The sequence below is a fragment of the Limosilactobacillus antri DSM 16041 genome, assembly GCF_000160835.1.
GTDB classification, from domain to species: Bacteria; Bacillota; Bacilli; order Lactobacillales; family Lactobacillaceae; genus Limosilactobacillus; species Limosilactobacillus antri.
Genome location: NZ_GG700739.1, coordinates 1 through 21,650 on the forward strand (window position 1 = coordinate 1; position 21,650 = coordinate 21,650).

Genomic DNA, 21,650 nt, shown 5'->3' on the forward strand with positions numbered 1-21,650 from the left:
GTTAGCTAATACGTCTTTGGCTTTACTTTTAATAGTTCCGTCAATTCGAGCTTCAATTCTTGCCATTCTCATCACCTCAGTAATATTGTACGTTATCTGGCGTACAAATCCAACCGTATTTAACCAGGTTAAACTCTTTACAGAACGAGCAAAGATTCTTACATTAAAGACAACCATACAGTCAGAAAGCCGGGCGCAAGCTGCTTTTTTAGTATTTCTTATGATATACTTAAATTAAAAGTCGAGGTGGCCTTTATGTTTTTATTAAAACTACATGATTTAATCAAGCACAATTATGAAAATGGCTTGTATTCCAAAGATTACAGCTATAGGTCTAATAATTCTAATAGCCTATCAGACTTTGATAAAGGAAAGTTTCAAGCTCAGACTGATTATCAAAGTGGAAAAGCGATCAAACACTATCCTAAATTACTATTTGAATTTTTAAATTTTGTTTTTTTACGAAAGATGCAGGAAATCGTAAATTTCATAAATGGATATAACTATGAAATGAGAAGACTGCAAAAAATGGATAAAAATTAGATTAGCTAATTATTGTTGTCGGCCTTTGAACCACTGGTCGCCACAACCTTAGCGGTGGCTTTCTTGGGGACCAAGTTGACGGCGGCGAGCGTCTTGGGTTCATTATTGATCATCCTGTGCACCCTGATTCAGTCGCTGCCACTCAAACGAATCTTGGATCTTTTGCACCTCACCAAGCACTAACCATAACCTTTGATAATGAAAGTTGCCCTTACATTAGTCCATTTAAGTAGTGATCGATAAGGAGAGATGCTCAATGCACAACCAAATTACCATTACGCCAACCGAACTGGTCGTTTCCCCGGCCGGCCTCGACTGCCTCTGGGCGCTGAAGGGAGCCATTCGGGTGCCTTGGAGGCACGTGACCGGTATCTTTCGTGATCAGGGGGCCTTTAAGGAGCACAAAGGTTTGCGCTTGCCCGGAACCGCAATTCCTGGTTTATACTACGCCGGTAGCTTTTTTTATGACGGTCAACGCCGCTTCTATAACGTGCGCCGTAATACCCCGATCGTTGTTATAACGCTGATAAACGAAGGCTACGACCGGCTGATTTTGAGTGTTGAAAACCCCGCCACCGTTATCGAACGGGTGACAGATCACTTGTTAAACAAGGCGTAAAATAAAATCAAAATTTTCGTTACTCAACCGACTTTTTACCCGGCAACGGCGCGAAAAGCCGGTTTTTGTGTGCTTATAAATAAACGCATTTTTCTTCTTCTTAAAGTGACAACTTTTAAGGCTATTGTACGCATATCCCCGAGGTACCTTTTTAAATTCAAATTTTTAATGACTTACGATCTGTCAACAAAGCAATCGGCGACAGAATCAAAACAATCACCGCGCCTACTAAGTAGGTATGACTGAAGGCCTGGCTGATTTGTTGATTCTTAGTATGCTTAATTTTTCTCAAAGCTGTCGTTAAAGCTTCTTTTTGTGCCAATTGTTTGAGACCTACTAACAATTTTTTCTGACCCTGGCTTATTTTCTGATTACCCAAATTAATTTTTTGAGAAGCTACTGACAGTTTAGATATAGCGGTATTTTGATTTTCTAACTTGGTTAAGGTAAGTGCTAGTTGCTGGTTACCCGCTTTTAAGTTGTCAGTAGCTAGTGCTAACTTCTTCTGGGCTTGGTAGACCTGGTAAAGATCGGTTCCCTTTTGGGGCTGTGGTAAATCAACTTGAGATTTGGCCGCTTGTTTAAGGGCACGTCTTAGGTTCGTCTGTTTGTTTTTAGTTGTTAATTTGGCTGATCCAGTAGTGGAAAATAGGCTATTCAATTGTTGATGAGCCACTTTGTTTACTTTGGGTGATAATTGCTGTCGATCAACGATTTGAATAGCATCTTGATGTATATGCTGCTTAGCTGTATTGACATTATTATCAAGGACCGTTACTAGAATTGCAATTCCTAAACAGGTGCCAATTTGACGCGCTGCGTTAACAATTCCCGAACCAATCCCACTTTTATTTTTGGGCAAATACTTAACCGAGGCCACTAACGAAACCGAAGAGAACCCAAAACCAACACCGTTAATCACCAGAAAAGTAATGATAACAGCTTTAGGCGTTGTGGTGGTGATAAACGACAAGAGGAGTAAACTAGCTGCCATGACTAAGAGACCAATCAAAGTAACCGGAACTGCACCAACTTGATCAAATAACTTAGTTCCCAAAGGCATCGCTACCATGATTGTTAAGGAAACTGGAACAATAATTAGGGCTGCATGTAACGCTGTATCGTTCAGAACGTCTTGTAAAAAATAATTTAAGATCAGGGTGGGACTAACTAACGCAAAGCCAGTTAAAAAGTAAACTAAACTAGAAGCAGTTAAGGTTTTTTCACGGAACAAATCTAATTCGAGTAGTGGGTGTCTGACTTTGCTTTCGATAAAGATGAATAATCCAATAGCTAATACGCCGCCAATGAGTGTTCCTAAGATGATGCCCGATTGCCAACCATATTGGCGGCCTTCTAGTAGGCCAAAGGTTAAATCACCCAAGCCTAGTGTTAAAAGAATCGTTCCTGGTAAATCAATTCTCCCCGCCAAGGATTCGTCATATGATTCCCTTACCCCCATAGCTATAATTAGAAAGGCTACAATGGTTAAGGGGACATTAATGCCGAATACCCAGCGCCAAGAAGCATATTTAATAATCACGCCACCAATCGGTGGCCCCCCGGCAGCGGCTAAAGCCGTTACCGCGCCCACAACGCTAGCAATTTTGGACATATACGCTTTGCCAAATATTTCAATTCCCATTGGTAAGACAATCGGGGTGATAATGGCACCGCCTAATCCTTGAAAAAATCGAAAAGCAATCAATTCTGGTAACGACGTTGCCAGCATACAAGCCGCTGAAAAGCCGCCAAATAAGGCTAATCCTAATAACATAATTTTTTTACGACCATAACGATCAGCAATCTTTGAACCCGTGATCATAAACACGGCTAAGGCTAACGTATAGGTGGTGGCAACCCAACTTGTATCAGTTAAACTGGCATTGAAATGGGTCATAATTTGGGGTAAAACAATGTTGACAATGGTACTGTCTAAGGTACCCATAAACATCGCAATGGTTAACCCGATGAAACTGATAATTTTAGTAGCTTTTGACATCTATCAAGCGCTCCTTTCGGTAACAGATGAATACAAAGGAAACATTTGTTACCTTTATTTGCAGTCTTTAGTATAATTAGCCCTAAGCATTAAAACAATCCTTATTGGCTAAGTGCTACAGATTGCTATAATTTGTTACCGATAGTAGAGGAGATATTAATAAAATGAACGGAAAGCAGCGTATGGTTGAGCAGTCTAAGCAATGGTTATGTGACGCCCTTCTAAATTTAATGACGAAAGAGAATTTTCAGGATATTTCGATTACTGAAATTGCCCAAACCGCTGAATTATCACGAAAAACGTTCTACCATTCTTTTAAAAATAAAGAAGCGGTTATTAATTACCTGTGTGATCAGTTGTTCGATCAGTACTTTGAACAATTGCTCCAACAGAAACCGCAGGTAGGGGAAATAATGCTAAAAACTACTTTTGACATTTTTTTAAATTTTTGGTGGCAAAAACGAGATTTAATTCAATTATTGATCCGACAAGGCTTATTTGATCATATGAATGAAATTTGGCAGCAAAAAGCAATCCCCCGTTATCAACGGTTTGCGGCTCCCTGGCATGTTCAAGGCACTCTTACCCAAGTGAATTATGTGATGGCTTTTCAACTAGGTGGTCTTACCAATATTCTACGTGTCTGGTTAGGCCAAGGTAATCCTGAGCCACCAGAACAAATTAGGGACGTGATGTTGTTGGCTATTCGCCAATTAGCAGATAGTCTGCATACAGACTAGACACAATACGACAAACGATCTCTAGTTAAAAACTGGAAACCAAAAAGATGGAGGAAACTCCCTAGTCCTAGTGGCAAGTTTTCTTCATCTTTTTGATTTGAAAATACAATTTAAAACAAATCTGAATGTGATCCAATACCCACTAAATAGATAATTTGCTGATTAGTTTTGGCGTAAAGCAATAAATGGTCACCATTATGACCATCAAAATGTAGATCTAATCCCGTGATTTTGAGATTATCAATGTTACTCAGTCTTTTTTTGAGTTCTTTCTTTTGCTGATTAGACAGGGTAATCGGGTGTTCATAAAAATAATCAGGCAATGGTAAATCTTGTAAAAAGTGATCAACTACATAATCCCATGGTGAACGTTCATCATGTTCAAAGGGAACTCGTCCATTGAAAATTGGTTGCCAACGAGGGTTCTTCTTGACCTTCTTATACATCTTTTTAAAGGCACTGGTAGGTTTAAGCTCACTCAATTAATAAGTTCTCCAATTCTTGACGAGAATGAGCACCCTTAAGATGATGATCGTTTAAATCATCAGCAACTTCATTAATTGAAGACATAGTTTCAGTATTAGGAATTCCCCAATATTTAGGTAGCCCGTCTTTAGCGACTGAAGTCAGAACCATGCGAATGTAGGTAGAAATAGATAGACCATGGGCTGCTAATTCTTTGCTAGCTTGTTCTTTAATTTCTGCTGGAATACGACTATCAACACGTGCATCCATATATATCACCTCATCAATATTGTACGACAAATAACACACAAATACAATTGAGAAAACTAGTTCATATTTTTTCATGTGAAAAGGTTGGCTCTCAGACGCATGAAAAAATGCAAAGATGGGTAGTTGATGGTTAAGATCATTCTGAGAAGGTCCAATGGTGGCTAAACAATCAACGGTAGGCGTATCTAGTTGCCATAGCCCACAACGTTTTTTTCATTAGACTGCATATGCACTCACCCTCACTATTTTTTGGTGTTTAATTTTTCTTGGAGATAGTTGCGTAGTACGATAGCTTGATTGTGATCTTCATCCTTAGCACTATAAAGTAAGATAATATCACCGTTTGCTATTTTTAACCTAATTTTAGCGATAAATTTAGGTGTCTCTGGATTTTCAGCCAATTCTTTGCGGTATGCTTCACTAAATTTTGGAAATTTTTGTGGGTCATGATTGAACCATTTGCGAAGTTTATTTGAAGGGGCAATCATTTTGTCCCAATCATCAAGATTTGCCTTAGCTTTAGAAATTCCACGAGGCCAAAGACGATCTATTAATATTCGATATCCAGGTTGAGTTGAATTAGATGAATAAATCCGTTGTATTTTTATCACAGTAAACCTCCTTAAATATATCAAAATTAAATTCAAATCTAGCTTATTACTTATTCTTAAATAAATTAGGTCAGTATCTTAGGGGGATTCTTATTATAGACCCTGATGTTTCTTAACTAAAGACAGCAATAATCATTTTGGTGATTAAATAAATAATTGCAATTACCATCATCCAACCAGTACTGCGCATAAATTCCCAGACATTAGTTTGTGCTTTTGCGTTTTTGGTAATAACTATGCTTTTTTTTAGTGAATCATCACCCTTGATCAAACTATCTAAGGTAATGTCGAACAAATTGCTGATTTGCACTAAACGATCAATATCGGGATAAGCACTCCCAACTTCCCACTTAGAAATTGCCTGACGAGAAACATTAAGCGTTTCTGCAAGATAATCTTGCGTCCACTGTCTTTTTTCTCGTTCTTCTTTTATCCGTTGTCCTAAAGTCATAAGCGTAACCTCACTTTCAATAGACTAATTATCATATTGAAACACGGAAAAAGCGCGCTAATTATTAGAGCACTAAAAGCAACTAATGGTTGCGAAAAGTATTCTGCAATAAATAGGAGCTAAATGAAGATTATAGACCCTAATTACATAGTTTTCTGTACTAGGTTCTCAATGTCCTTTGTGTTTCTGTATTTTTTTTGCCTGGCGCAACTTATATCTTTTTTCTTGATCCAAAATCTTCTTAGTACGTCTATTATGTTGTCGTGTTACTTTTTGATATTCCAACTGTTTTTTGAGTGTTTGCTGTGCTTTAGTCCCGACACCATACTGAATACTCTTTCTAGCTAACCTTTGAAGGCGCTTAGGATTGATTTTTCGTTCAGAAACATATGAAGCACAAACATTTTGTTGGAAAAAGATAACTTTATTCCAATGATGAAGAACTAGATCATAAATCAAGGCTAATTTAGGTTCTGAAGGGCCTAAGTTAATTTGACCAACTTCATAAATGGAATCAAAACGTCTTTCAAAAATAGCTTTGTAAAACGGTGGTTCAAAGACAATTGTTAGTGAGCTCTGGACAATAGACATCAAATATCCTCCTTAAAATTAATTAAGAAAGATGGACAACCAAGGAGGCAGGTTACTGATAGCTTTGCTACGTTCGGACTACCAACCGAACTGTGTTTTTACTTTCTATTTCTAGTTTAACTCAAATAACCCATTCAGAATAGGTTGCTTAAAATTCTGAATGGGTTATTTGTTAATTATAGACCCTGAATGTTTCTTAACTAAAGACAGCAATAATCATTTTGGTGATTAAATAAATAATTACAATTACCATCATCCAACCAGTACTGCGCATAAATTCCCAGACATTAGTTTGTGCTTTTAGGTTTTTGGTAATAACTATGCTTTTTTTAGTGAATCATCACCCTTGATCAAACTATCTAAGGTAATGTCGAACGAATTGCTGATTTGCACTAAGAATGCTTTTAACTTGAGACATTATCTTAGATTCTATTTTCATGCTTAATCCACCCCTTTTAATTTTCACCAAAAATGCCACCAACTATTATTGATTTTATTTTTATGTATTTTCTTTTGCTTCTCGTTGGTATCGACAACACGATTTTTTTCTTGCTTGTCGTTTTTATCCTTGGTGTTACTGGAATTAGCACCATTCGACAAGTTGCCATTTTTTCTAGTCGCTTGTCGTTTTTGAGTTGAATTAGAAGATTCAAGAAGACCATTCAATTTTTGGATATGACCTTTTAATTGCCGATTTTCGGCAAGTGTCGCTAACTGCAGTTGTTGCTGCTGATCCAAGGACTTTTGTAATTTGGAAATTTGCTGATCTTTAACATCAAGTTGCTTCAGCAAAACATCATTAATGTTAGTTTTCTTTTTATCTTGCTTGTCGTTTTCGGCTTGTCGTTCTTGTCGATTTACTTGCTGATCTTGTCGCTTTTGTTTGTCGAAATTGGCAAGCATTTTAACACCCCGCTCGTCTATTTCCAGATGATTTTTAACTTTATGAGTGTGCTTGCTTCGAAAGTCTTTAATACTAGATATACGCTGATTAATAGCTTGTTTTGATAACTGCAATTCTTCCGAAAGTTGTCGAATTGTCTTCCCCAAAAGTTTCACCACCTCAATAACCCATCTTAAATTATAAGTTAAAAACGACAAGATCGCCAATCGACAACTAAAAACAAAATCTGCTTGTCGTTCTTGTCGTTTTTCGTTCAAAAATCATTTAACCAAACTAACCAATCAGAGAAATTACCCCACAATTAGGGTTCGCCGTCTGTACTGGTGCAATATCAAGAGCCAAGAAAAAACATTGGTGGTCATTTAAGTAATGCTTATCACTTATTTTACAACATTGAAAGCCATATTTTGTAATGCATCTAAATTATACATATCATCTTAGCTTCTCTTGGGTTTACATTAATGAATCTAAGTGTTACTATATGTTTGTATAAAAGTAATGCAATATAGTGCAAAACAAGGAGAGCAACCTATGGAAATTTTTAGCTTAGATTTAGGTAATAAACAAACCAAATTAAAAAGTAGCAAATCTGAATATGTTTTGCCATCGCGCTATTTAAACCAAGCCGATATGCCAATGTCAGTTGGCAGTTCGACTACTAATAACGATCTCCATATTTATTCAGTCCCATTCAGTGATGATAAGTATGTTTGGGGCCGAGATATTGATGGCTTACACCTTGATGAGTACCTAGCCGATACAATTATGTACGGCAATCGTTATAACAGTGAAGCTTTCAAGTTATTGGCTAACTTTGCTTTAGGTTTATTAGCAAGTGATTTTAAAATTGCTAACAACCAAGTCTTAGAAGTAGTTGTTACAGCTGGGTTGCCTACTGGTGACTATGCCGACCAAGAACGCTTGAGATCGTTGCTAAAAGTCTTGGAGGGGCAACACCAAGTGACAATTGACGATCAAATTGTGACCGTCAGGGTTCGCAAGGTGTACATCTTGCCACAGCCAATCGGGACGCTCTATAACGAATTACTAGATAACCAAGGCTTTATCAAAAATAAGGCGCTGTTAGATGAAAAGGTAGGTATTGTTGATGTTGGTGGTGGCACAATTTTAATTGATACGATTTTAAATTTTGAACTTAGCGGCAAAAACCGTCATCAATTCAACACCGGCGTAAATGATCTATACGAAGCGATTGCCAGTCGTATTGAAGGTGATGTTAGCCTTTATCAGTTAGAAAAAGAATTGCGTCACGGCAATCAGCAACATCAATGGAGCTACCGTTTTTCGAAGAACCGCCAAGACGACATTACTGAATTGGTTGGCAAGGAAAGTGACCGCTTTACGCGCCGGTTAGTGGCCAATGTGACTTCAACTTTAAAGAATCTTGATAGCATTGATACATTGTTCTTCACTGGTGGTGGTGCTAACTTAATTAATCAAAAGATTCTGAAGACAACGTTTACTAATGCGGCCATTGTTAAAGATACTGAAGTTGCTAACGTCAATGGCTTTTACAAGTACGGATTAAGCCAGCAAGTACAAGAGAAGGAGGGTAAATAAGTATGACAAAAGTTAAGACCTTAAATGTCCGCTTAAACCCCGAAAAGATTGTCGATAAAGAGATTTTAGACTATTTTGACCAATCACTAATTCCCAAAACAACCCTGGTTAAAACCGCCTTAATTCACGAAATAGAGCGTTTGAAGGCTTCAGGGGATCCTTATGTCAAAGACAACTTAAAAGCCTCAGAAACGCCCGAAAACGAGCTAGATTCATCTTCCAGTGCCAAGGAACGGCTGCGAGGAGGATTCAGCGCCTTTTCAGATAAGGATATTTAGCTTACTGGTTTCCACCAAAAGCGGGCAAAGTATACAAGACCAAATAAAGTTGCCGGCCGGTAAGCGCTATGCTAAACTAGGACTAATTTAACAACCGAATAACAGATCAAGCTAAGCCAAAAATCCCCGATTCACGAGGAATCAGGGACTTTTGGCTTAGCAAGTAGCTGACAGAGAGCTACTTAGATTCAGTCGATTTTAACTTGCCGGTCTAAATCGACTGAACATTGAGTTCTAATTTATAAAGCAATTATACCGCAGGCTAGTCCACGAGGACAAGTCGCAGATAGTTAAAAAGTAAATTAAAACCAATGGACTAAGTGGCTAACAAGGCTACTTAGTCCATTTTTATTTAGTTGTTGAATAAAAAAGGTTGCCAAATGGGCAACCAAGAAAAGAAATCCATGCTGATGAATCTACAAAGCCGCCAGACCAATGAAAGCTTTGTAATTCAGTTAAAGCATATCAGATTTGTATTTTAAAGCAAGTCAGATGTTTTAGCAACTCTCTTTTGAGCCAGCATGGGTTGGATATAGAAAGGGAGTTTTTATAATGGATCAAGCAAATTTTAAGTTTTATCAAGCTGACAACGTTTATGGGGCCTTGTTCTTTCAGTTTCCCAAAGTATTAATGTATGGCCAACAATATCGAAAGTTAAGCGATACTGCTAAGTTAGCTTACATGGTGTTAAAAGATCGCCTGGAATATTCCTTACGCAACCACTGGGTAGATGAAGAAGGTCACGTCTACTTTATTTTTACTAACCAAGAATTAATGGATTTGTTTAATTGTTCGAAAGGGAAATTAGCCAACGTCAAGAAAGAACTAGAAAAAGCTGGGTTACTTTATCAAAAAGCGATGCACTTTAATCCAAAAACTGGCAAGAACGAACCAAATCGACTTTACCTTGCTGAGCTAGATATGCAGTCATCCGACGTCTATTTACGTGGCGAATATGGTCAAAAAGAGCCGCAAACCCTTGCTACAAGCGAAAGTCTAAAAAATAGACCTTCGCGGGAGACCGTTGAAACCCTTGCTACGAGCGAAAGTCTAAAAAATAGACCTTCGCGAAAGTCCGTTGACGACACCCCGCAAACCCTTGCTACGAGCGAAAGTCTAAAAAATAGGCACGATCTAGATAAAGAACAAGTATTAGATACTAATAGATACAATATAGATACTCAAAAGTTGGACTTTTCCACAGCTCATTTTTCATCAGCTGAAATTGAACAACAAAACAGAGACTTGGTTAAGCATGCTAATGACTTTTTAACTGATGAAGACAGTGGGCTACCAGTTTTCTTAGAACCCGAAGCGGTTCAATTACTTAGCTTTTGGTGCCGTACCCCACAACAAATGCGGCGCTTTATCGGTATTATTCTCAATGCCAAATACAAAGTTGAAAAAGACCACCGGGACATTGGGGTCTATATTCCACTAGACGATGAAGAGCTAAAGCCCTTGATGACTAAGACTTTAAGACGGTACTTTAACGCCCTGAGAAGTAATGAGAAACATAAGCCAGTTAAAAATGCTGAAAACTACTTGTACGGCACTATGCAAAACCTGTTTGGCGTTTGGTGGAACAAACAAGCCAATGAAAAATACCGGGCAACACACCCAGATAACTTCTAGATGTCATATAAGCTCATATAAGCTCGTATAAGCGATTTTAATTGCTTGGGGTATAATTATACTAAAGCGGCTAAACAACTGCTAAGAAGAGGAGCTGGGCATCTCTATGGACACAACCAAACGTGAGGAGAAGGTCAAAGTGCTAACAGACGCCTTAATTGGTTTTTAGCTCAAAGCAGGCTAAAATAAAGGGGAAAGTAACTATGTTTGACTTTTAATACTTAATCCCAGCAACTCGCATATAAGAAGTAAAAAAATAGTCAAAACTTAAGGAGGTACCAACATGAAATTAGACTATCAACAAACTTACAAAAAGGAAATTCTAACCGAATTTGCCAGCAGCATTTATGCTAAAGTAGTCAATTTGGTCGTTGACCAAGAATTAAATATTCACGATGAAAGTCATTTTCTGGTTAAACTGATGCACCAGTTAGGAGATGCTAAGTTAGTAATTATGGACGCGCATTCCTTGGGAGAGTTAGAGACAATTCAAGCTTACTGGCAAGCAATGAATAACTTTATTGATAGTCTGCCAACGAAAAGTAAAGTTGCTTAGTTATGGACGAACTAGCTGACTATACCGATCATCAATTTGAAACGAAATTACAGATTGAAATCGAGCAATTAACCAAAAATAAGCAAGCACAGGAAAGCCCCAAAGCTTATTTACTGGGCGGGCAACCGGGAGCGGGAAAGTCAGGCTTGCATCAACTCATCAAAGCCGAAGATCCCAACGCTATTACGATTGATAACGATACTTTTAAGTGGCTACACCCAAAGTATAAACAATTAGAGCAAAAATACGGGAAAGATGTTGTAAAATATGTAACCCCGTTTTCTAACCAAATGACTGAGTCTTTAATTGATTATCTGAGTGATAAAAAATTTGATTTAATTATCGAAGGTACGTTAAGAACAGTTGAAGTACCAATGGCCACTGTAACTAAGTTACAGAACAGGGGTTACGAAGCGAGTTTATACGTTATGGCAGTTCCGAGAATTGAATCATATCTAGGGACTTTGGCACGCTATGAGGATCAATTTAGTTTATCACCTAGAACTGCTAGAGCGACTAGCAAAGAAGCTCATGATGTCGTTGTCAGGCAGCTACCTGACAATTTAGATTTTCTGTATAAACAGAGGTTATTTAAAGAGATCAGACTATATGACCGAAAGGGTAACAAATTATATTCTAGCCTAGAAAATTTGAACGAAAGCCCCAAAAAGATTATTACCGAGATTCTTAACAGAAAGCTAGATAATAATACCCTGCTTAACAGCATAGATAGTGTTATTAATAAAATGGAGATTAATCATCATACGACCACACCGCAGTACCTCGATTTAGTAGAAAAAACAACAGAACTAAAAAAAGAGATCAGCGGTAGGGTGCAGGAACAATTAAAAGAATTTGCTGAAAAGAATCCAGAAGTTAAGCCTAAAGAAGACCCAGAAAACAAAAACGATCGACCTAGTTATTAGGCTGATCGTTTTTTAGCTTATTAGGTTTATGCGCATTAACGTAATTGGCAAAAATTTTTAAAAGCTCTTCGGTTTGTTCAACCGATAAATTGTCTGCTTGAAAGTATTTTTCTAACAAGGCGCCTTTTTGAATTAATCGCCGGGAACGGGCTTTACGAGCTTGCCGATTTTCATAGTATTTAGATTGGCGTAATTTAAAATCTTCTCGTTCTATTTTCTGTTTTAAGCGGTCTTTTTGTGCAACCAGTTTTTCGTATTGATTAGCCATCATTATCACCACTTATTTACAATTGATTATTTGATTCATGGTTTAAAACCGTTGCGATTTTTTGCGCGAGGTCTTTAATCTTTTGATTAGACAAATCGGCGTAGTCTAAATTTGATGTTTTAATAATTTGCTTGCCAAGGTTTTGTTCAATCTTACTTTTTTCAGCTTTGATCTTTTGATTAAGCTGTTTTAATTTAGCTTCTTGCTTTTCCAATGTTGATAAGGTCATACGAATGCCTCCTTACAAGCTCATATATAATTAATCGAAATAATAACATTCAAACTAATAAAAGTCAATATAAGCGTTGAAAAAGCGAAGCGTCAGGCGTACACTAAAAGTAAATTTAAGGGCATCAGTAGGCCGAGCGAAGCGAGGTCAATGCGCACTTATACATAGAAAACTAAAGTAATCTATGTAATGCTTAAATTTGTAACAGAAACCAGCTAGAAAGCTGGTAACAGCGCCTTGACGGTGACTTTCAAAGAAAGAGGGTAAAAATATGGCTATTTTTCATATGAGCTTCTCGAATATTTCCGCTGGAAAATTGCGAGGTGCGGTTGCGAGTGCTGCTTACCGTAGTGGCGAAAAACTATTTGATGAAAAAGAAAATAGAGGTTACTTTTACGCAAGAAGAGTAACCCCAGAAGCCTTTATTCTTACTCCCGAAAATGCGCCAGAATGGGCGAGTGATAGACAGAAACTTTGGAACGAGGTTGAAAAGAAAGACCGTAAAGCTAATTCACGTTATGCAAAAGAATTCAACGTTGCCCTACCAGTTGAATTAACTAATGAGGAACAAAAGACTTTAATCACAAAATTTGTACAAGAAACATTTGTCAATAAAGGCATGGTAGCAGATGTCGCAATTCACCGCGACCATGAAGAAAACCCGCATGCTCATGTTATGCTTACCAATCGTCCATTTAATCCAGATGGAAGTTGGGGATTAAAGTCAAAAACACAATATGTTTTAGATAAAAATGGCAAACAATTATTAACTAAAAATGGCAATCCAAAACAAAGAAAAATCTGGTTAGTAGATTGGGATAAACCGGGAAAAGTTGAAGAGTGGCGGACAGCGTGGGCAAATGAAGTTAATAGCCTATTTCAAGCTAAAGGTATGCCAGAAAGAATTAGCGAAAAATCGTATGAAGAACAGGGCATAGAAAAGACACCAACCAAGCACGAAGGACACAACAGTCAAACCAAAGAAAGAAAAGCATTTAACGAAGCAGTTAAGGAGCAAGACAGAACTAAAAAGCAATATCAAAATAACCAAGAAAAGATTAATAATCAGAAGCACTTTGACGCTTTAAGTCAGCATTTTTCTTTCAATGAAAAACGGTTAGTCAAAGAATTAAGCCATGAGCTTAGAACTTATGTTAGCTTAGAGGGTCTAGATGATAAACGCAGAATGTTATTTAACTGGAAAAACAGCGTTCTTATTAAACATGCGGTTGGGGAAGATGTTAGAAAAGAATTACTAACAATTAACCGTCAAAGTCAGTCACTAGAAAAGGCAGATAAACTGTTAGAAAAGGTTACTAATCGAGTAATTGAGAGATTATATCCAGAGCTAAAACTTGACGAAATTACACCAGCAGAACGGCAAGAATTAATTAAAGAAACCAACAGCGAACAAAAAGTTTTCAAGGGTGAAGAACTACATGATCGCCTATTGATGATTAGAGAAGATTTGATTAATCGTCAATTATTAACTTTCACCAAGCGCCCTTATGTCAGTTGGCAATTGTTAAGTAAGCAAGAAACAAGGGATAAGGAAAAGCTAACCCAGATTTTGAGCAAACATGGTAATTCCCTTGAAGACTTAGAAACAGCAAATAGGGGAGTTCTAGTCAATTACAGTCCAGTTGAGCAAGGACAAATTAAGCAAGCCGTTAAGGACTTGCGGACAATTAAGGCAGTTAAAGAGATTGTTCAAACACAGTATCAAGCGGTATTGAAACAAGCATTCCCAGATACCCCAATAGATAAAGCACCGATTGAGAAACAGGAACAAGTTTATACCGCTTTGATGTACTACAATCCGAGTTTAAAGGCTTGTCAGCTGGAAACGATTAAGGCATGGCAAAAAGAACCGCCAGTAGTCTTTACCCATGAAGAGCATGAACAAGGATTAGCTTATTTAACAGGCGAAAAATCGCTTAATGATTTAACTAATAAGCAACTCCAAAGAGTAATGAAGTATGACGGTACTAGACAGTTATTCTTAGGGGAATGTGAGAATGACCCAGCAATTAAAGACAGTCGGATTAAGGCAGTACGGCAAGAGATTGCCAATGGCCAAAGTCAGGACGATCAAAAACGACAAAGTCAACTTTCAGACTATGAACCGTTTAACTACAAAGAAGTTACCCCTAGTCACTACCTAGAAATCGCCTTTAGTGACGCATTATTAGGAATCTTGTATTCAAGAAGCGCAGACCGCAGACGAAGCAAACAAGCCAAAGGTTTACGAGAAACCGAATGGGAAATGACGAGAAAACAGCGGCAACATCAAACGAGGAACCGGCATGAAGATGGTGGCATGCACTTGTGACTACCCAATTAGTAACTAGTCATTCCATATGCAGTGCAGATTGTAGCTTTGAATATGGCCTATCAAAGGGAACAGCTCATCAAAAACTTTAAGCCAGAACCCTATTTTGAACTGAATGTGGAAATTTTAGCGAATCAGCAAAAATTCGAGGCCAAATTAGACCCCTATCAGCGGTTTAAAGATGAATCAGGGCTAATAATAGGGCTAATGGACATTCATGCAGGCTAAACGCGTTCAGAAAGGCTTGCAGGACGGTTTAATCAAGGACGTCCAGAAACAGGCTAAAAAGCGTGCCAGTCCGCAACTATTCTCGCTATCCAGTCTTGCAAAGTGCGATGAATAAACGCTACCACGCCAGTGCTAGCCAAACCTTAGCGGCTATTCAAAGTTTGTACGAAGCCAAACTGCTTAGTTATCCACGAACCGATTGTGCTTATATCACCGATGAAGAATTTGAGTATTTAGTGGTTAATCTGCCGAAGTATCTGAGTTTAGTCTCTCACCCCCGTCTCTTTACCGAATACCACCCCAAATAAGTGTTACGTTAACGGGAAAAAGATCGAAGAACATTATGCCATTATCATGACTAAAATTGTGCCGACGAAAGAGAAATTAGCCAGCTTGCCCAAAATACAGCAACAAGTCTATGATTTGGTCTTAAGAACGACGTTGGCGATGTTTGCTGATCCGTACAAGTACGAGAAAACCGCCATTATCGCCCAAGTTGGCGACGCTAATTTTAGAGCAACCGGGAAGGTGCCAACTAAGCCTGGTTGGCAGGCTTTATTCGATGAAAACAAAGCCGACCAGTAAAACGCTTGATGATGAAGAAGCCCAGGCGATTCTCAAAGATGTCCAAGGCATTGGGACCAGTGCGACCCGGGCAAATGTACTGGAAATATTAAAGAAACGCGGCTATCTCGTCACTGAAAAAAATAGACTGCACGTCAGTGAAGCAGGGATCACCTTATGTAAAGCGGTTGAACTCGAACCAATGGCCGGGCAGATTGGGTTAGGGGCAGCACAGTACACCATCTACTCTGTATTAAGCTATCTGTTTAGTATCAGTCTGATATTAGGTATTGGCATAGCAGGAATAATCATTGCGGCTCTATGTGAAATTTCATTGGGGACGGGATCTGGATCGTTCTACCTTGGAGCTGGACTAATCGAATGTTAACGCTGTTAATTGGTAACATATCAAAGATGTTGGGGTTAATGCCCTTGCTCATTTTGATAACTGTTGGCTTAATTCTATATGGAAATCGTCTTATTAAAAGACATATCAGGACAGGAAGTTCCGAATAGACAGATCTTAAATTAAAAGCTACTATTCAAATTGAAAGCGTATGCTTTTAGAAGTTTTGTATAAGATAAAGTGTCAATGGTATTAATAGACAGTTGTTTTATTTCAGTCCCCACACTAATCTATTGAAAATAGATTACTCTAACCTGGTAAGAATCACTTCCACCACATACTACTTTTCCTCCTCTCTACACAAATTCGATGTAATTTTAGCACAGTTTCGAAATGAGGATACAGCAACCTGAAGTTGATCATCTACTACTCGGAATGGTACTATCATCACATAGGTGAAATAAGGTATTATCTTTAATATAATATGACTAAAAGTACGATTCACTCTTAGATCATTAGACTTTTAGAAGAATAGTGATTCCAAAAATGATCTTCATAATAGTTAACGGAGGAGCTTGCGATGAATAAAATTCTTAGCCTATTTGGATGGATCTTCTTATTACTGGGCGTAACTTTAATTGGGATAGTCTCTCTAACCTACTGGCGTACTTCTCAGCTACAGGCTAAGGGAAAGAGTGCTACTGCCAGGATCACAGATATCGTTACTTATTACGAGAGCGGTAATCGCAATTCCCACTATTCTCAGGATTCAAGACATCATGAGGTGTACATAGACTACCGCTATCACGGTCAACGCTACACCGATATCCGTTTAGATACATATACTCCCTCGATGCAGATAGGTAAGAAAATCAAAATACTTATTAATCCTCAAGCCCCAGCAAATCCAACTATACCCAGTGCAGGAATACTTAATCTTGCCATTTGGGGTGGGATAGGCTTAGTTTTCAGCATTTTAGGAAGTATCTTCCTTAAATACGTCTTTGCTGATAGAGGGAGACATCGATTAAAGAAAACTGGACAGCGAGTCACTGCGATAGTATCAGCTATAACCGATAGTCATGTAATTTTGAACGGTGTGGTTGGCAAGATAATAAAGTGCTACTATGAGGAAGCAAATGAGCGATACCACTTCGAAGGTGCCCCTGTCTTTAACTCCACTGCTCTTCATGGATTAAACGTGGGTGATACCATTTATGTCTACGTTGATCCTAACAATTATAGTCATTACTATGTTGAAGTTTGATGATTAATATTTATATGAAAATGGAACACATATCCTCAGTTACTCACTGAAGGTATGTGTTCCATTTTCATATACCACTATTTTCCAGATTACAGTTTATCGGTGGGTGTGTTGCGAGCAAAAAGAAAGCGTGCGAATACTCGCCGGCAATTGTTTTACCAATTAAACTACACTCGCAAAAATGGACTAATATTTGTCAATATAAACCCTTTTAACTGATATGACCAGCTAAAGCATAGTTTCCTGTGCCCATTTGTTCATGTGGTTTCATGGTACCAGCCCTTTTAACTAAATTGTCATTATCTAACCCCTGATAAATGGGTAGTTTTAGTTTAATTGAAGGCATTGAAATAATGCCAATTACATTTCCATGAGTAAGGGAACTTTTAACAACAGAAGTTGTGTTAATAGCTTTTACTTCTTTTAAGTTAAAAACGACTTTAGATTTATTAGTTCTGTTTGTTAAAATTCGTAAAGCAGTACGCGTCATCTGGTTAATTGCAATGTTAGATAAGGGCTCAATAAAAATTAAACTGATACCCAGGAAAATACTAATTAAGCTAAGAAACAAATACCATTTATTAAAATGCAATATTCTCGCCCTCTACACCCTTTGTCTAATTATGAAACTTGAATCTGACTAATAAATTTGGCCCATTTTTTGGCTACATTTTTTTGTGAATAAGGAATCATTGTTATTGTCGCATTTTGACTGTAACTCTTTAAGATGTTTCGATTAGTTAATAGATGTAATAACGTTCGTTGCAGAGTCCAAGTGTCCCCCGAAGGAACCAAATTTCCTGTTCGATTATTCTTAATAAGTTCTTTAGGCCCATAGTTGATATTATAGCTTACTACTGGGCAACCATGCCCCAGAGCTTCTAAAATAGCCATGGAAAATCCCTCATAAGCACTCGTTAATACTTCGATATCAGCAGTTTGATAAATTGATGTTAAATCTTCCTGGTAACCACAGAAGTGGATGTACCCATCAGCATTAGCAATTTCAACTATGCGGTGCAATCTAGTTGAAGTTTCGTAATTTTGCCAACTATCATCGTAACCATAAATTTTTAGATCGACAAACGATAATTTTTGATGAAGAAAAATAACCGCATTAATTAATTGATCAAGTTGTTTAACTGGGGTTAGGCGTGCAATTGCAATTAATTGACCTGGAATTCTACTTTCAAAGGGAAACGACTGTGTTAATATCTTTTCAGGTAAATAACTTACCGGAATTGAATAACATGGTATTTTTACTTCTGGACGTTTTTGTGAGTCTTCTGCTTCCTGCTTGGTTGCACATATAATTCCAGTTAGTTTATTTCCTAACGTAAACAGTTGCTTTATATAGGGAAAAGGTTCTCCCTTAGGTTGAGCATTCTTTGTAAAGGCAGAATGTAGGATAATAAATTTCGGGGCTGGTTCTTTCATTAATCTAAAGGGCTGGAGAGCATAATCTTCTCGATCAGAATATAAGACAGCCAATGGATCCCTTTTTACAAGATGATCTAAGAAGTAAGCCCAGAGATCAGCTTCTTCATCAAATTGCTTCCAATGATTTGAATAGTTTAGTTGAATCAAAGTTAACACTGGCGTATTGCCAGCTCCACCACGATAATGATAAGTCAAAAAAACGTTTCCCTGATAATTGTAGTAAGTACGAGTAATTAACTTACCACCATCATCGAAGTATTCAGAATAACTTAATTGATTATTAACATAGAAATCTCTTCGATCGGTGAATCCCCAACGGTCAAGATAGGTGACATAATCAATTTTTCCTTGATATTCTGTAATCTGAATCCTGAGCTTTTGTTCAATGAAACCTTGAGTAAATCCTTGACTTTTCTTAATAGCTAATTCCTTATTGTTCAACAATGCTTCTAATACTTCTTGGGTATTAGTTTTATTCGTACCTAGTCTTTGAAAATAAGCAATTGGATTAATAACATCGTTGCCGATACCTAATTCTTTCCAAATTTGACCTTGATAGCGAGAATAGTTAAGTGTAATAATTTTTGCCGGAATATTTAACGTCTTAAATAGCTTTAATCGTTTGATTTCGGCTAATTCAATGGCCGAAGTTAATTTGTCAATTCTTGAAGTGATAAAATAATGCATTTATAAAACCTCCTGTCATAAGATAAAGGGTAGTAGTGATTGACTTCACTACTACCCTTAGCTCTTTAAAGATTACTTAATTAATTTTTTTGCTTTTTCCTGAAAGTCAACCAACTAGTTAAACTTCCTAAAGCTAGTAATAGAACGCCTAAAACCGAAGTAGAACTTTCTTTTTTTTCACCAGTTTGAGGCAGAGTGTCTCTGTTCTTAGATTGCTTTTTCTTATTATTAACTAATGAAACTGGGGTACCTTTATTAATATTATTTTTAATCAATTGGGTCGGCTGAGTTGGTTGAGTTGGCTGAGTCGGTTGAGTCGGCTGAGTCGGTTGGGTCGGCTGAGTTGGCTGAGTTGGTTGAGTCGGTTGAGTCGGCTGAGTTGGTTGAGGATGAATATCCCATCTGTGTGATTCGCCACCGGCTATATTAACGATATTAGCAACAATATTCCCATCAATGTTAACTCCAGCATTAATAGTCGCATTAGGTGCTAAAACGCTTCCCATGAACCGACCACTGCTGAAACTGAAGGTTTGTCCACCGGTACCTAAATTCCATAATACATGGTTAGGCTCTGAATGCCCTTCACTATTGGGTAAAGAATTCGTTCCATCGTCATAATCTAATTGAACTTGTGTAGAAATATTTTGATCACCTTTTGGAATATTAGTAACGTTAATGACGATAGTAGAGCCATTTTTTAAATGAGATATTCCCTTGATCATAATCGGCTGAGAAGCACTCAAAATATTGAATGGAACATTTACATAAATAGTTTGTGTTCCAGTTGCTACTCCCGAAACATCAATAAAACGATTATTCATGTCATCGTAATGTGAAATAACACCTTTTGACTGAGGAGTACTAGCATAACTAGTGGATGCATTTACTAATTGTTTGAATACATCACTAAAATCAATATATGTCTGCTCATTGGTATCTTGATAAACATCATCAGGTTTTAAATTATTCATAGTGGTACCATTGATTAAGACTTTGTTATTTTCAATTGATACCTTAACATCTTTGCCTAATACTACATGATTAAATGTTTTATTTCTAAAAGCGTTACCTTGAAGATTTTTTGCTAATTGTTGAATATAATAAATATCACCACTAGTTAAATTATATGAATCGCCACGTGTACCAAAATCGTTAGAGCCATTTAAAGTTTTAACAGCTAAATTACCATTAGTATCTGCTGATAAACTAGCCTGATTTGCAAAAATGTGGAACAAAGAAGCTAATTTTAAAACATTATTAGCATTTAGATCGTTAATATCAATCCCTAGCTTTTTTAAATAAGAATCATCACTAATGGAAGTAGCTGGTTGGACATTATTAAGATGATAATGCCAATCTTTCAAGGTTGCCTTTTTTTCTAAATGATTGCTAACAAGTTCAGATTTAATTTTTTTGAATTATCAATTGATGTAGCAGATATAGTCGTATTATCACTGGCGGAACCGGTATTTACTGAACTATCAGTTGATGTGGTAGGTATAGTTGTACTCTCGCTAGCAGAGTCAGTATTTACTGAATTATCAGTTGACGTATCAGATACAGTCGTATTCTCACTGACGGAATCGGTATTTACTGAACCATCAGTTGATGTAGCAGGTGCAATACTATCTGCTCTTACAACATATGTACTTTCACTTAACCCAACTCCTAGGGCAACTACTGGAATTGCGGCAAGAACCCATCTTTTGCCATCTTTATATATCTTATAATGTAATTTTTCCATAAAAAATTTTCTCCAATAATTTATTGATAGTCATAATGTGTACACCCTCAGGTGATCAATAACTATTATAACTAATTAATAGAGCAAAAGCTTTTGAAAAAGCATAAAATTCGATAATTATTCTCGAGGTCGGTCTAGTTTGGAAAGCCTCCTAAAGTGGTCATTTTGAGTATACCCTAATGGTCTTTTTTATTTCTGTGCTATACTAGGAATTGCAAGTGTTCATTAGAACTGTCCAAAAGGAGAATTGAAAATGGCTAAAATCGGTTATGCGCGTGTGAGTTCCAAGGAGCAACATTTAGATCGACAGTTAGCGGCTTTAAAAGACGTCGATAAATTATTTACGGATAAATTAAGTGGGGCTAACACT

At 37.4% G+C, this 21,650-nt stretch carries 24 protein-coding genes and 2 pseudogenes; 13 read left to right on the top strand and 13 right to left on the bottom strand.

The window, feature by feature from the left end; genetic code table 11:
- Nucleotides 1–255 precede the first annotated feature (255 nt).
- The 3 genes and pseudogenes from HMPREF0494_RS10415 (at nt 256) to HMPREF0494_RS10420 (ending at nt 1,162) form a co-directional block, all read left to right on the top strand.
- Nucleotides 256–543: a hypothetical protein gene (locus HMPREF0494_RS10415; RefSeq protein ID WP_003712350.1), complete on the top strand. Its 288-nt coding sequence runs from the start codon at nt 256–258 to the stop codon at nt 541–543.
- 12 nt (nt 544–555) lie between these two features.
- A pseudogene (locus tag HMPREF0494_RS11685) lies at nt 556–726 on the top strand (DMT family transporter); the annotation flags it as partial.
- A 73-nt stretch (nt 727–799) separates the two neighbouring features.
- Entirely contained in the window at nt 800–1,162 is a 363-nt protein-coding gene (locus HMPREF0494_RS10420) for a hypothetical protein (RefSeq protein ID WP_003712332.1), read from the top strand.
- Nucleotides 1,163–1,319: 157 nt separating this feature from the next.
- Here the strand turns inward: HMPREF0494_RS10420 and HMPREF0494_RS10425 are convergent, their stop codons facing one another.
- Nucleotides 1,320–3,164 carry an MFS transporter gene (locus HMPREF0494_RS10425; RefSeq protein ID WP_007124939.1) on the bottom strand — a complete coding sequence of 615 codons (1,845 nt, stop codon included), beginning with the start codon at nt 3,162–3,164 and terminating at the stop codon, nt 1,320–1,322.
- Nucleotides 3,165–3,328: 164 nt separating this feature from the next.
- Between HMPREF0494_RS10425 and HMPREF0494_RS10430 the strand changes: the two genes are divergently transcribed.
- Nucleotides 3,329–3,904 carry a TetR/AcrR family transcriptional regulator gene (locus HMPREF0494_RS10430; protein ID WP_007124940.1) on the top strand — a complete coding sequence of 192 codons (576 nt, stop codon included), beginning with the start codon at nt 3,329–3,331 and terminating at the stop codon, nt 3,902–3,904.
- A gap of 110 nt (nt 3,905–4,014) precedes the next feature.
- On the opposite strand, the gene HMPREF0494_RS11460 is transcribed toward HMPREF0494_RS10430, so the two are convergent.
- The 6 genes from HMPREF0494_RS11460 to HMPREF0494_RS10460 all read right to left on the bottom strand — a co-directional run bounded on the left by HMPREF0494_RS11460 (nt 4,015) and on the right by HMPREF0494_RS10460 (nt 7,342).
- Nucleotides 4,015–4,386, bottom strand: coding sequence for a hypothetical protein (locus HMPREF0494_RS11460; RefSeq protein WP_007124941.1), 372 nt, complete (start codon nt 4,384–4,386; stop codon nt 4,015–4,017).
- On the bottom strand, nt 4,379–4,639 hold the full coding sequence (locus HMPREF0494_RS10440) for a type II toxin-antitoxin system RelB/DinJ family antitoxin (RefSeq protein WP_040459087.1): 261 nt from the start codon (nt 4,637–4,639) through the stop codon (nt 4,379–4,381). The genes HMPREF0494_RS11460 and HMPREF0494_RS10440 overlap by 8 nt, the downstream gene beginning before the upstream one ends.
- 242 nt (nt 4,640–4,881) lie before the next feature.
- Complete coding sequence (locus HMPREF0494_RS10445) at nt 4,882–5,250, bottom strand: DUF488 domain-containing protein (protein WP_040459088.1); 369 nt, start codon at nt 5,248–5,250, stop codon at nt 4,882–4,884.
- A gap of 112 nt (nt 5,251–5,362) precedes the next feature.
- Nucleotides 5,363–5,701 carry a helix-turn-helix domain-containing protein gene (locus HMPREF0494_RS10450; protein ID WP_007124944.1) on the bottom strand — a complete coding sequence of 113 codons (339 nt, stop codon included), beginning with the start codon at nt 5,699–5,701 and terminating at the stop codon, nt 5,363–5,365.
- A 168-nt stretch (nt 5,702–5,869) separates the two neighbouring features.
- Nucleotides 5,870–6,292, bottom strand: coding sequence for a YjdF family protein (locus HMPREF0494_RS10455; protein ID WP_007124945.1), 423 nt, complete (start codon nt 6,290–6,292; stop codon nt 5,870–5,872).
- Nucleotides 6,293–6,754: 462 nt separating this feature from the next.
- Nucleotides 6,755–7,342 (bottom strand): DUF536 domain-containing protein, encoded by a 588-nt coding sequence (locus tag HMPREF0494_RS10460; RefSeq protein WP_040459089.1) that lies wholly within the window; start codon nt 7,340–7,342, stop codon nt 6,755–6,757.
- A gap of 385 nt (nt 7,343–7,727) precedes the next feature.
- Between HMPREF0494_RS10460 and HMPREF0494_RS10465 the strand changes: the two genes are divergently transcribed.
- From HMPREF0494_RS10465 to HMPREF0494_RS10485, 5 genes are all read left to right on the top strand, one after another.
- Nucleotides 7,728–8,777 (top strand): ParM/StbA family protein, encoded by a 1,050-nt coding sequence (locus HMPREF0494_RS10465; protein WP_040459090.1) that lies wholly within the window; start codon nt 7,728–7,730, stop codon nt 8,775–8,777.
- Between the two features lie 2 nt (nt 8,778–8,779).
- Nucleotides 8,780–9,055, top strand: a complete 276-nt coding sequence (locus tag HMPREF0494_RS10470; protein ID WP_007124948.1) for a hypothetical protein — start codon at nt 8,780–8,782, stop codon at nt 9,053–9,055.
- Between the two features lie 552 nt (nt 9,056–9,607).
- The gene (locus HMPREF0494_RS10475) at nt 9,608–10,690 is read left to right on the top strand and encodes a replication initiator protein A (RefSeq protein ID WP_007124949.1); all 1,083 of its coding nucleotides are present in this window, start codon (nt 9,608–9,610) and stop codon (nt 10,688–10,690) included.
- Between the two features lie 283 nt (nt 10,691–10,973).
- Entirely contained in the window at nt 10,974–11,246 is a 273-nt protein-coding gene (locus tag HMPREF0494_RS10480) for an epsilon-antitoxin (protein WP_007124950.1), read from the top strand.
- A gap of 2 nt (nt 11,247–11,248) precedes the next feature.
- Nucleotides 11,249–12,172, top strand: coding sequence for a zeta toxin family protein (locus tag HMPREF0494_RS10485; RefSeq protein WP_007124951.1), 924 nt, complete (start codon nt 11,249–11,251; stop codon nt 12,170–12,172).
- Here the strand turns inward: HMPREF0494_RS10485 and HMPREF0494_RS10490 are convergent.
- Together HMPREF0494_RS10490 and HMPREF0494_RS10495 are read right to left on the bottom strand one after the other, a co-directional pair.
- Nucleotides 12,162–12,440 (bottom strand): hypothetical protein, encoded by a 279-nt coding sequence (locus HMPREF0494_RS10490; protein WP_040459091.1) that lies wholly within the window; start codon nt 12,438–12,440, stop codon nt 12,162–12,164. The genes HMPREF0494_RS10485 and HMPREF0494_RS10490 overlap by 11 nt on opposite strands.
- Nucleotides 12,441–12,456: 16 nt before the next feature.
- Nucleotides 12,457–12,669 (bottom strand): hypothetical protein, encoded by a 213-nt coding sequence (locus HMPREF0494_RS10495; protein ID WP_007124953.1) that lies wholly within the window; start codon nt 12,667–12,669, stop codon nt 12,457–12,459.
- 271 nt (nt 12,670–12,940) lie between these two features.
- Between HMPREF0494_RS10495 and mobQ the strand changes: the two genes are divergently transcribed.
- The 3 genes and pseudogenes from mobQ to HMPREF0494_RS10510 all read left to right on the top strand — a co-directional run bounded on the left by mobQ (nt 12,941) and on the right by HMPREF0494_RS10510 (nt 17,406).
- Nucleotides 12,941–15,001 carry a MobQ family relaxase gene (mobQ, locus tag HMPREF0494_RS10500; protein WP_007124954.1) on the top strand — a complete coding sequence of 687 codons (2,061 nt, stop codon included), beginning with the start codon at nt 12,941–12,943 and terminating at the stop codon, nt 14,999–15,001.
- A 33-nt stretch (nt 15,002–15,034) separates the two neighbouring features.
- Nucleotides 15,035–15,998 (top strand): annotated as a pseudogene (locus tag HMPREF0494_RS11325) (DNA topoisomerase); the annotation flags it as partial.
- 721 nt (nt 15,999–16,719) lie between these two features.
- The gene (locus HMPREF0494_RS10510) at nt 16,720–17,406 is read left to right on the top strand and encodes a DUF3592 domain-containing protein (protein ID WP_007124960.1); all 687 of its coding nucleotides are present in this window, start codon (nt 16,720–16,722) and stop codon (nt 17,404–17,406) included.
- 211 nt (nt 17,407–17,617) lie between these two features.
- On the opposite strand, the gene HMPREF0494_RS10515 is transcribed toward HMPREF0494_RS10510, so the two are convergent.
- The 4 genes from HMPREF0494_RS10515 to HMPREF0494_RS11160 form a co-directional block, all read right to left on the bottom strand.
- A complete protein-coding gene (locus HMPREF0494_RS10515) occupies nt 17,618–17,998 on the bottom strand; it encodes a sortase domain-containing protein (protein ID WP_007124961.1) in 381 nt (126 codons plus the stop codon).
- A 29-nt stretch (nt 17,999–18,027) separates the two neighbouring features.
- Complete coding sequence (locus HMPREF0494_RS10520; protein ID WP_007124962.1) at nt 18,028–19,533, bottom strand: glycosyltransferase; 1,506 nt, start codon at nt 19,531–19,533, stop codon at nt 18,028–18,030.
- An 80-nt stretch (nt 19,534–19,613) separates the two neighbouring features.
- Nucleotides 19,614–20,900, bottom strand: a complete 1,287-nt coding sequence (locus HMPREF0494_RS10525) for a collagen-binding domain-containing protein (RefSeq protein ID WP_007124963.1) — start codon at nt 20,898–20,900, stop codon at nt 19,614–19,616.
- 14 nt (nt 20,901–20,914) lie between these two features.
- Nucleotides 20,915–21,280, bottom strand: a complete 366-nt coding sequence (locus tag HMPREF0494_RS11160; RefSeq protein ID WP_007124964.1) for a KxYKxGKxW signal peptide domain-containing protein — start codon at nt 21,278–21,280, stop codon at nt 20,915–20,917.
- Nucleotides 21,281–21,533: 253 nt separating this feature from the next.
- Here HMPREF0494_RS11160 and HMPREF0494_RS11165 point away from each other — a divergent pair.
- Nucleotides 21,534–21,650 (top strand): recombinase family protein (locus HMPREF0494_RS11165; protein ID WP_161799654.1); only part of this gene is annotated, 117 nt, incomplete at its 3' end.

Excerpts from the sequence above, each read along its gene's own strand:
- HMPREF0494_RS10415 (WP_003712350.1), top strand. The coding sequence starts at position 256 with ATGTTTTTATTAAAACTACATGATTTAATCAAGCACAATTATGAAAAT.
- HMPREF0494_RS10420 (WP_003712332.1), top strand. The coding sequence starts at position 800 with ATGCACAACCAAATTACCATTACGCCAACCGAACTGGTCGTTTCCCCG.
- HMPREF0494_RS10425 (WP_007124939.1), bottom strand. The coding sequence starts at position 3,164 with ATGTCAAAAGCTACTAAAATTATCAGTTTCATCGGGTTAACCATTGCG.
- HMPREF0494_RS10430 (WP_007124940.1), top strand. The coding sequence starts at position 3,329 with ATGAACGGAAAGCAGCGTATGGTTGAGCAGTCTAAGCAATGGTTATGT.
- HMPREF0494_RS10440 (WP_040459087.1), bottom strand. The coding sequence starts at position 4,639 with ATGGATGCACGTGTTGATAGTCGTATTCCAGCAGAAATTAAAGAACAA.
- HMPREF0494_RS10450 (WP_007124944.1), bottom strand. The coding sequence starts at position 5,701 with ATGACTTTAGGACAACGGATAAAAGAAGAACGAGAAAAAAGACAGTGG.
- HMPREF0494_RS10455 (WP_007124945.1), bottom strand. The coding sequence starts at position 6,292 with ATGTCTATTGTCCAGAGCTCACTAACAATTGTCTTTGAACCACCGTTT.
- HMPREF0494_RS10465 (WP_040459090.1), top strand. The coding sequence starts at position 7,728 with ATGGAAATTTTTAGCTTAGATTTAGGTAATAAACAAACCAAATTAAAA.
- HMPREF0494_RS10470 (WP_007124948.1), top strand. The coding sequence starts at position 8,780 with ATGACAAAAGTTAAGACCTTAAATGTCCGCTTAAACCCCGAAAAGATT.
- HMPREF0494_RS10475 (WP_007124949.1), top strand. The coding sequence starts at position 9,608 with ATGGATCAAGCAAATTTTAAGTTTTATCAAGCTGACAACGTTTATGGG.
- HMPREF0494_RS10480 (WP_007124950.1), top strand. The coding sequence starts at position 10,974 with ATGAAATTAGACTATCAACAAACTTACAAAAAGGAAATTCTAACCGAA.
- HMPREF0494_RS10485 (WP_007124951.1), top strand. The coding sequence starts at position 11,249 with ATGGACGAACTAGCTGACTATACCGATCATCAATTTGAAACGAAATTA.
- HMPREF0494_RS10490 (WP_040459091.1), bottom strand. The coding sequence starts at position 12,440 with ATGGCTAATCAATACGAAAAACTGGTTGCACAAAAAGACCGCTTAAAA.
- HMPREF0494_RS10495 (WP_007124953.1), bottom strand. The coding sequence starts at position 12,669 with ATGACCTTATCAACATTGGAAAAGCAAGAAGCTAAATTAAAACAGCTT.
- mobQ (WP_007124954.1), top strand. The coding sequence starts at position 12,941 with ATGGCTATTTTTCATATGAGCTTCTCGAATATTTCCGCTGGAAAATTG.
- HMPREF0494_RS10510 (WP_007124960.1), top strand. The coding sequence starts at position 16,720 with ATGAATAAAATTCTTAGCCTATTTGGATGGATCTTCTTATTACTGGGC.
- HMPREF0494_RS10520 (WP_007124962.1), bottom strand. The coding sequence starts at position 19,533 with ATGCATTATTTTATCACTTCAAGAATTGACAAATTAACTTCGGCCATT.
- HMPREF0494_RS11160 (WP_007124964.1), bottom strand. The coding sequence starts at position 21,280 with ATGGAAAAATTACATTATAAGATATATAAAGATGGCAAAAGATGGGTT.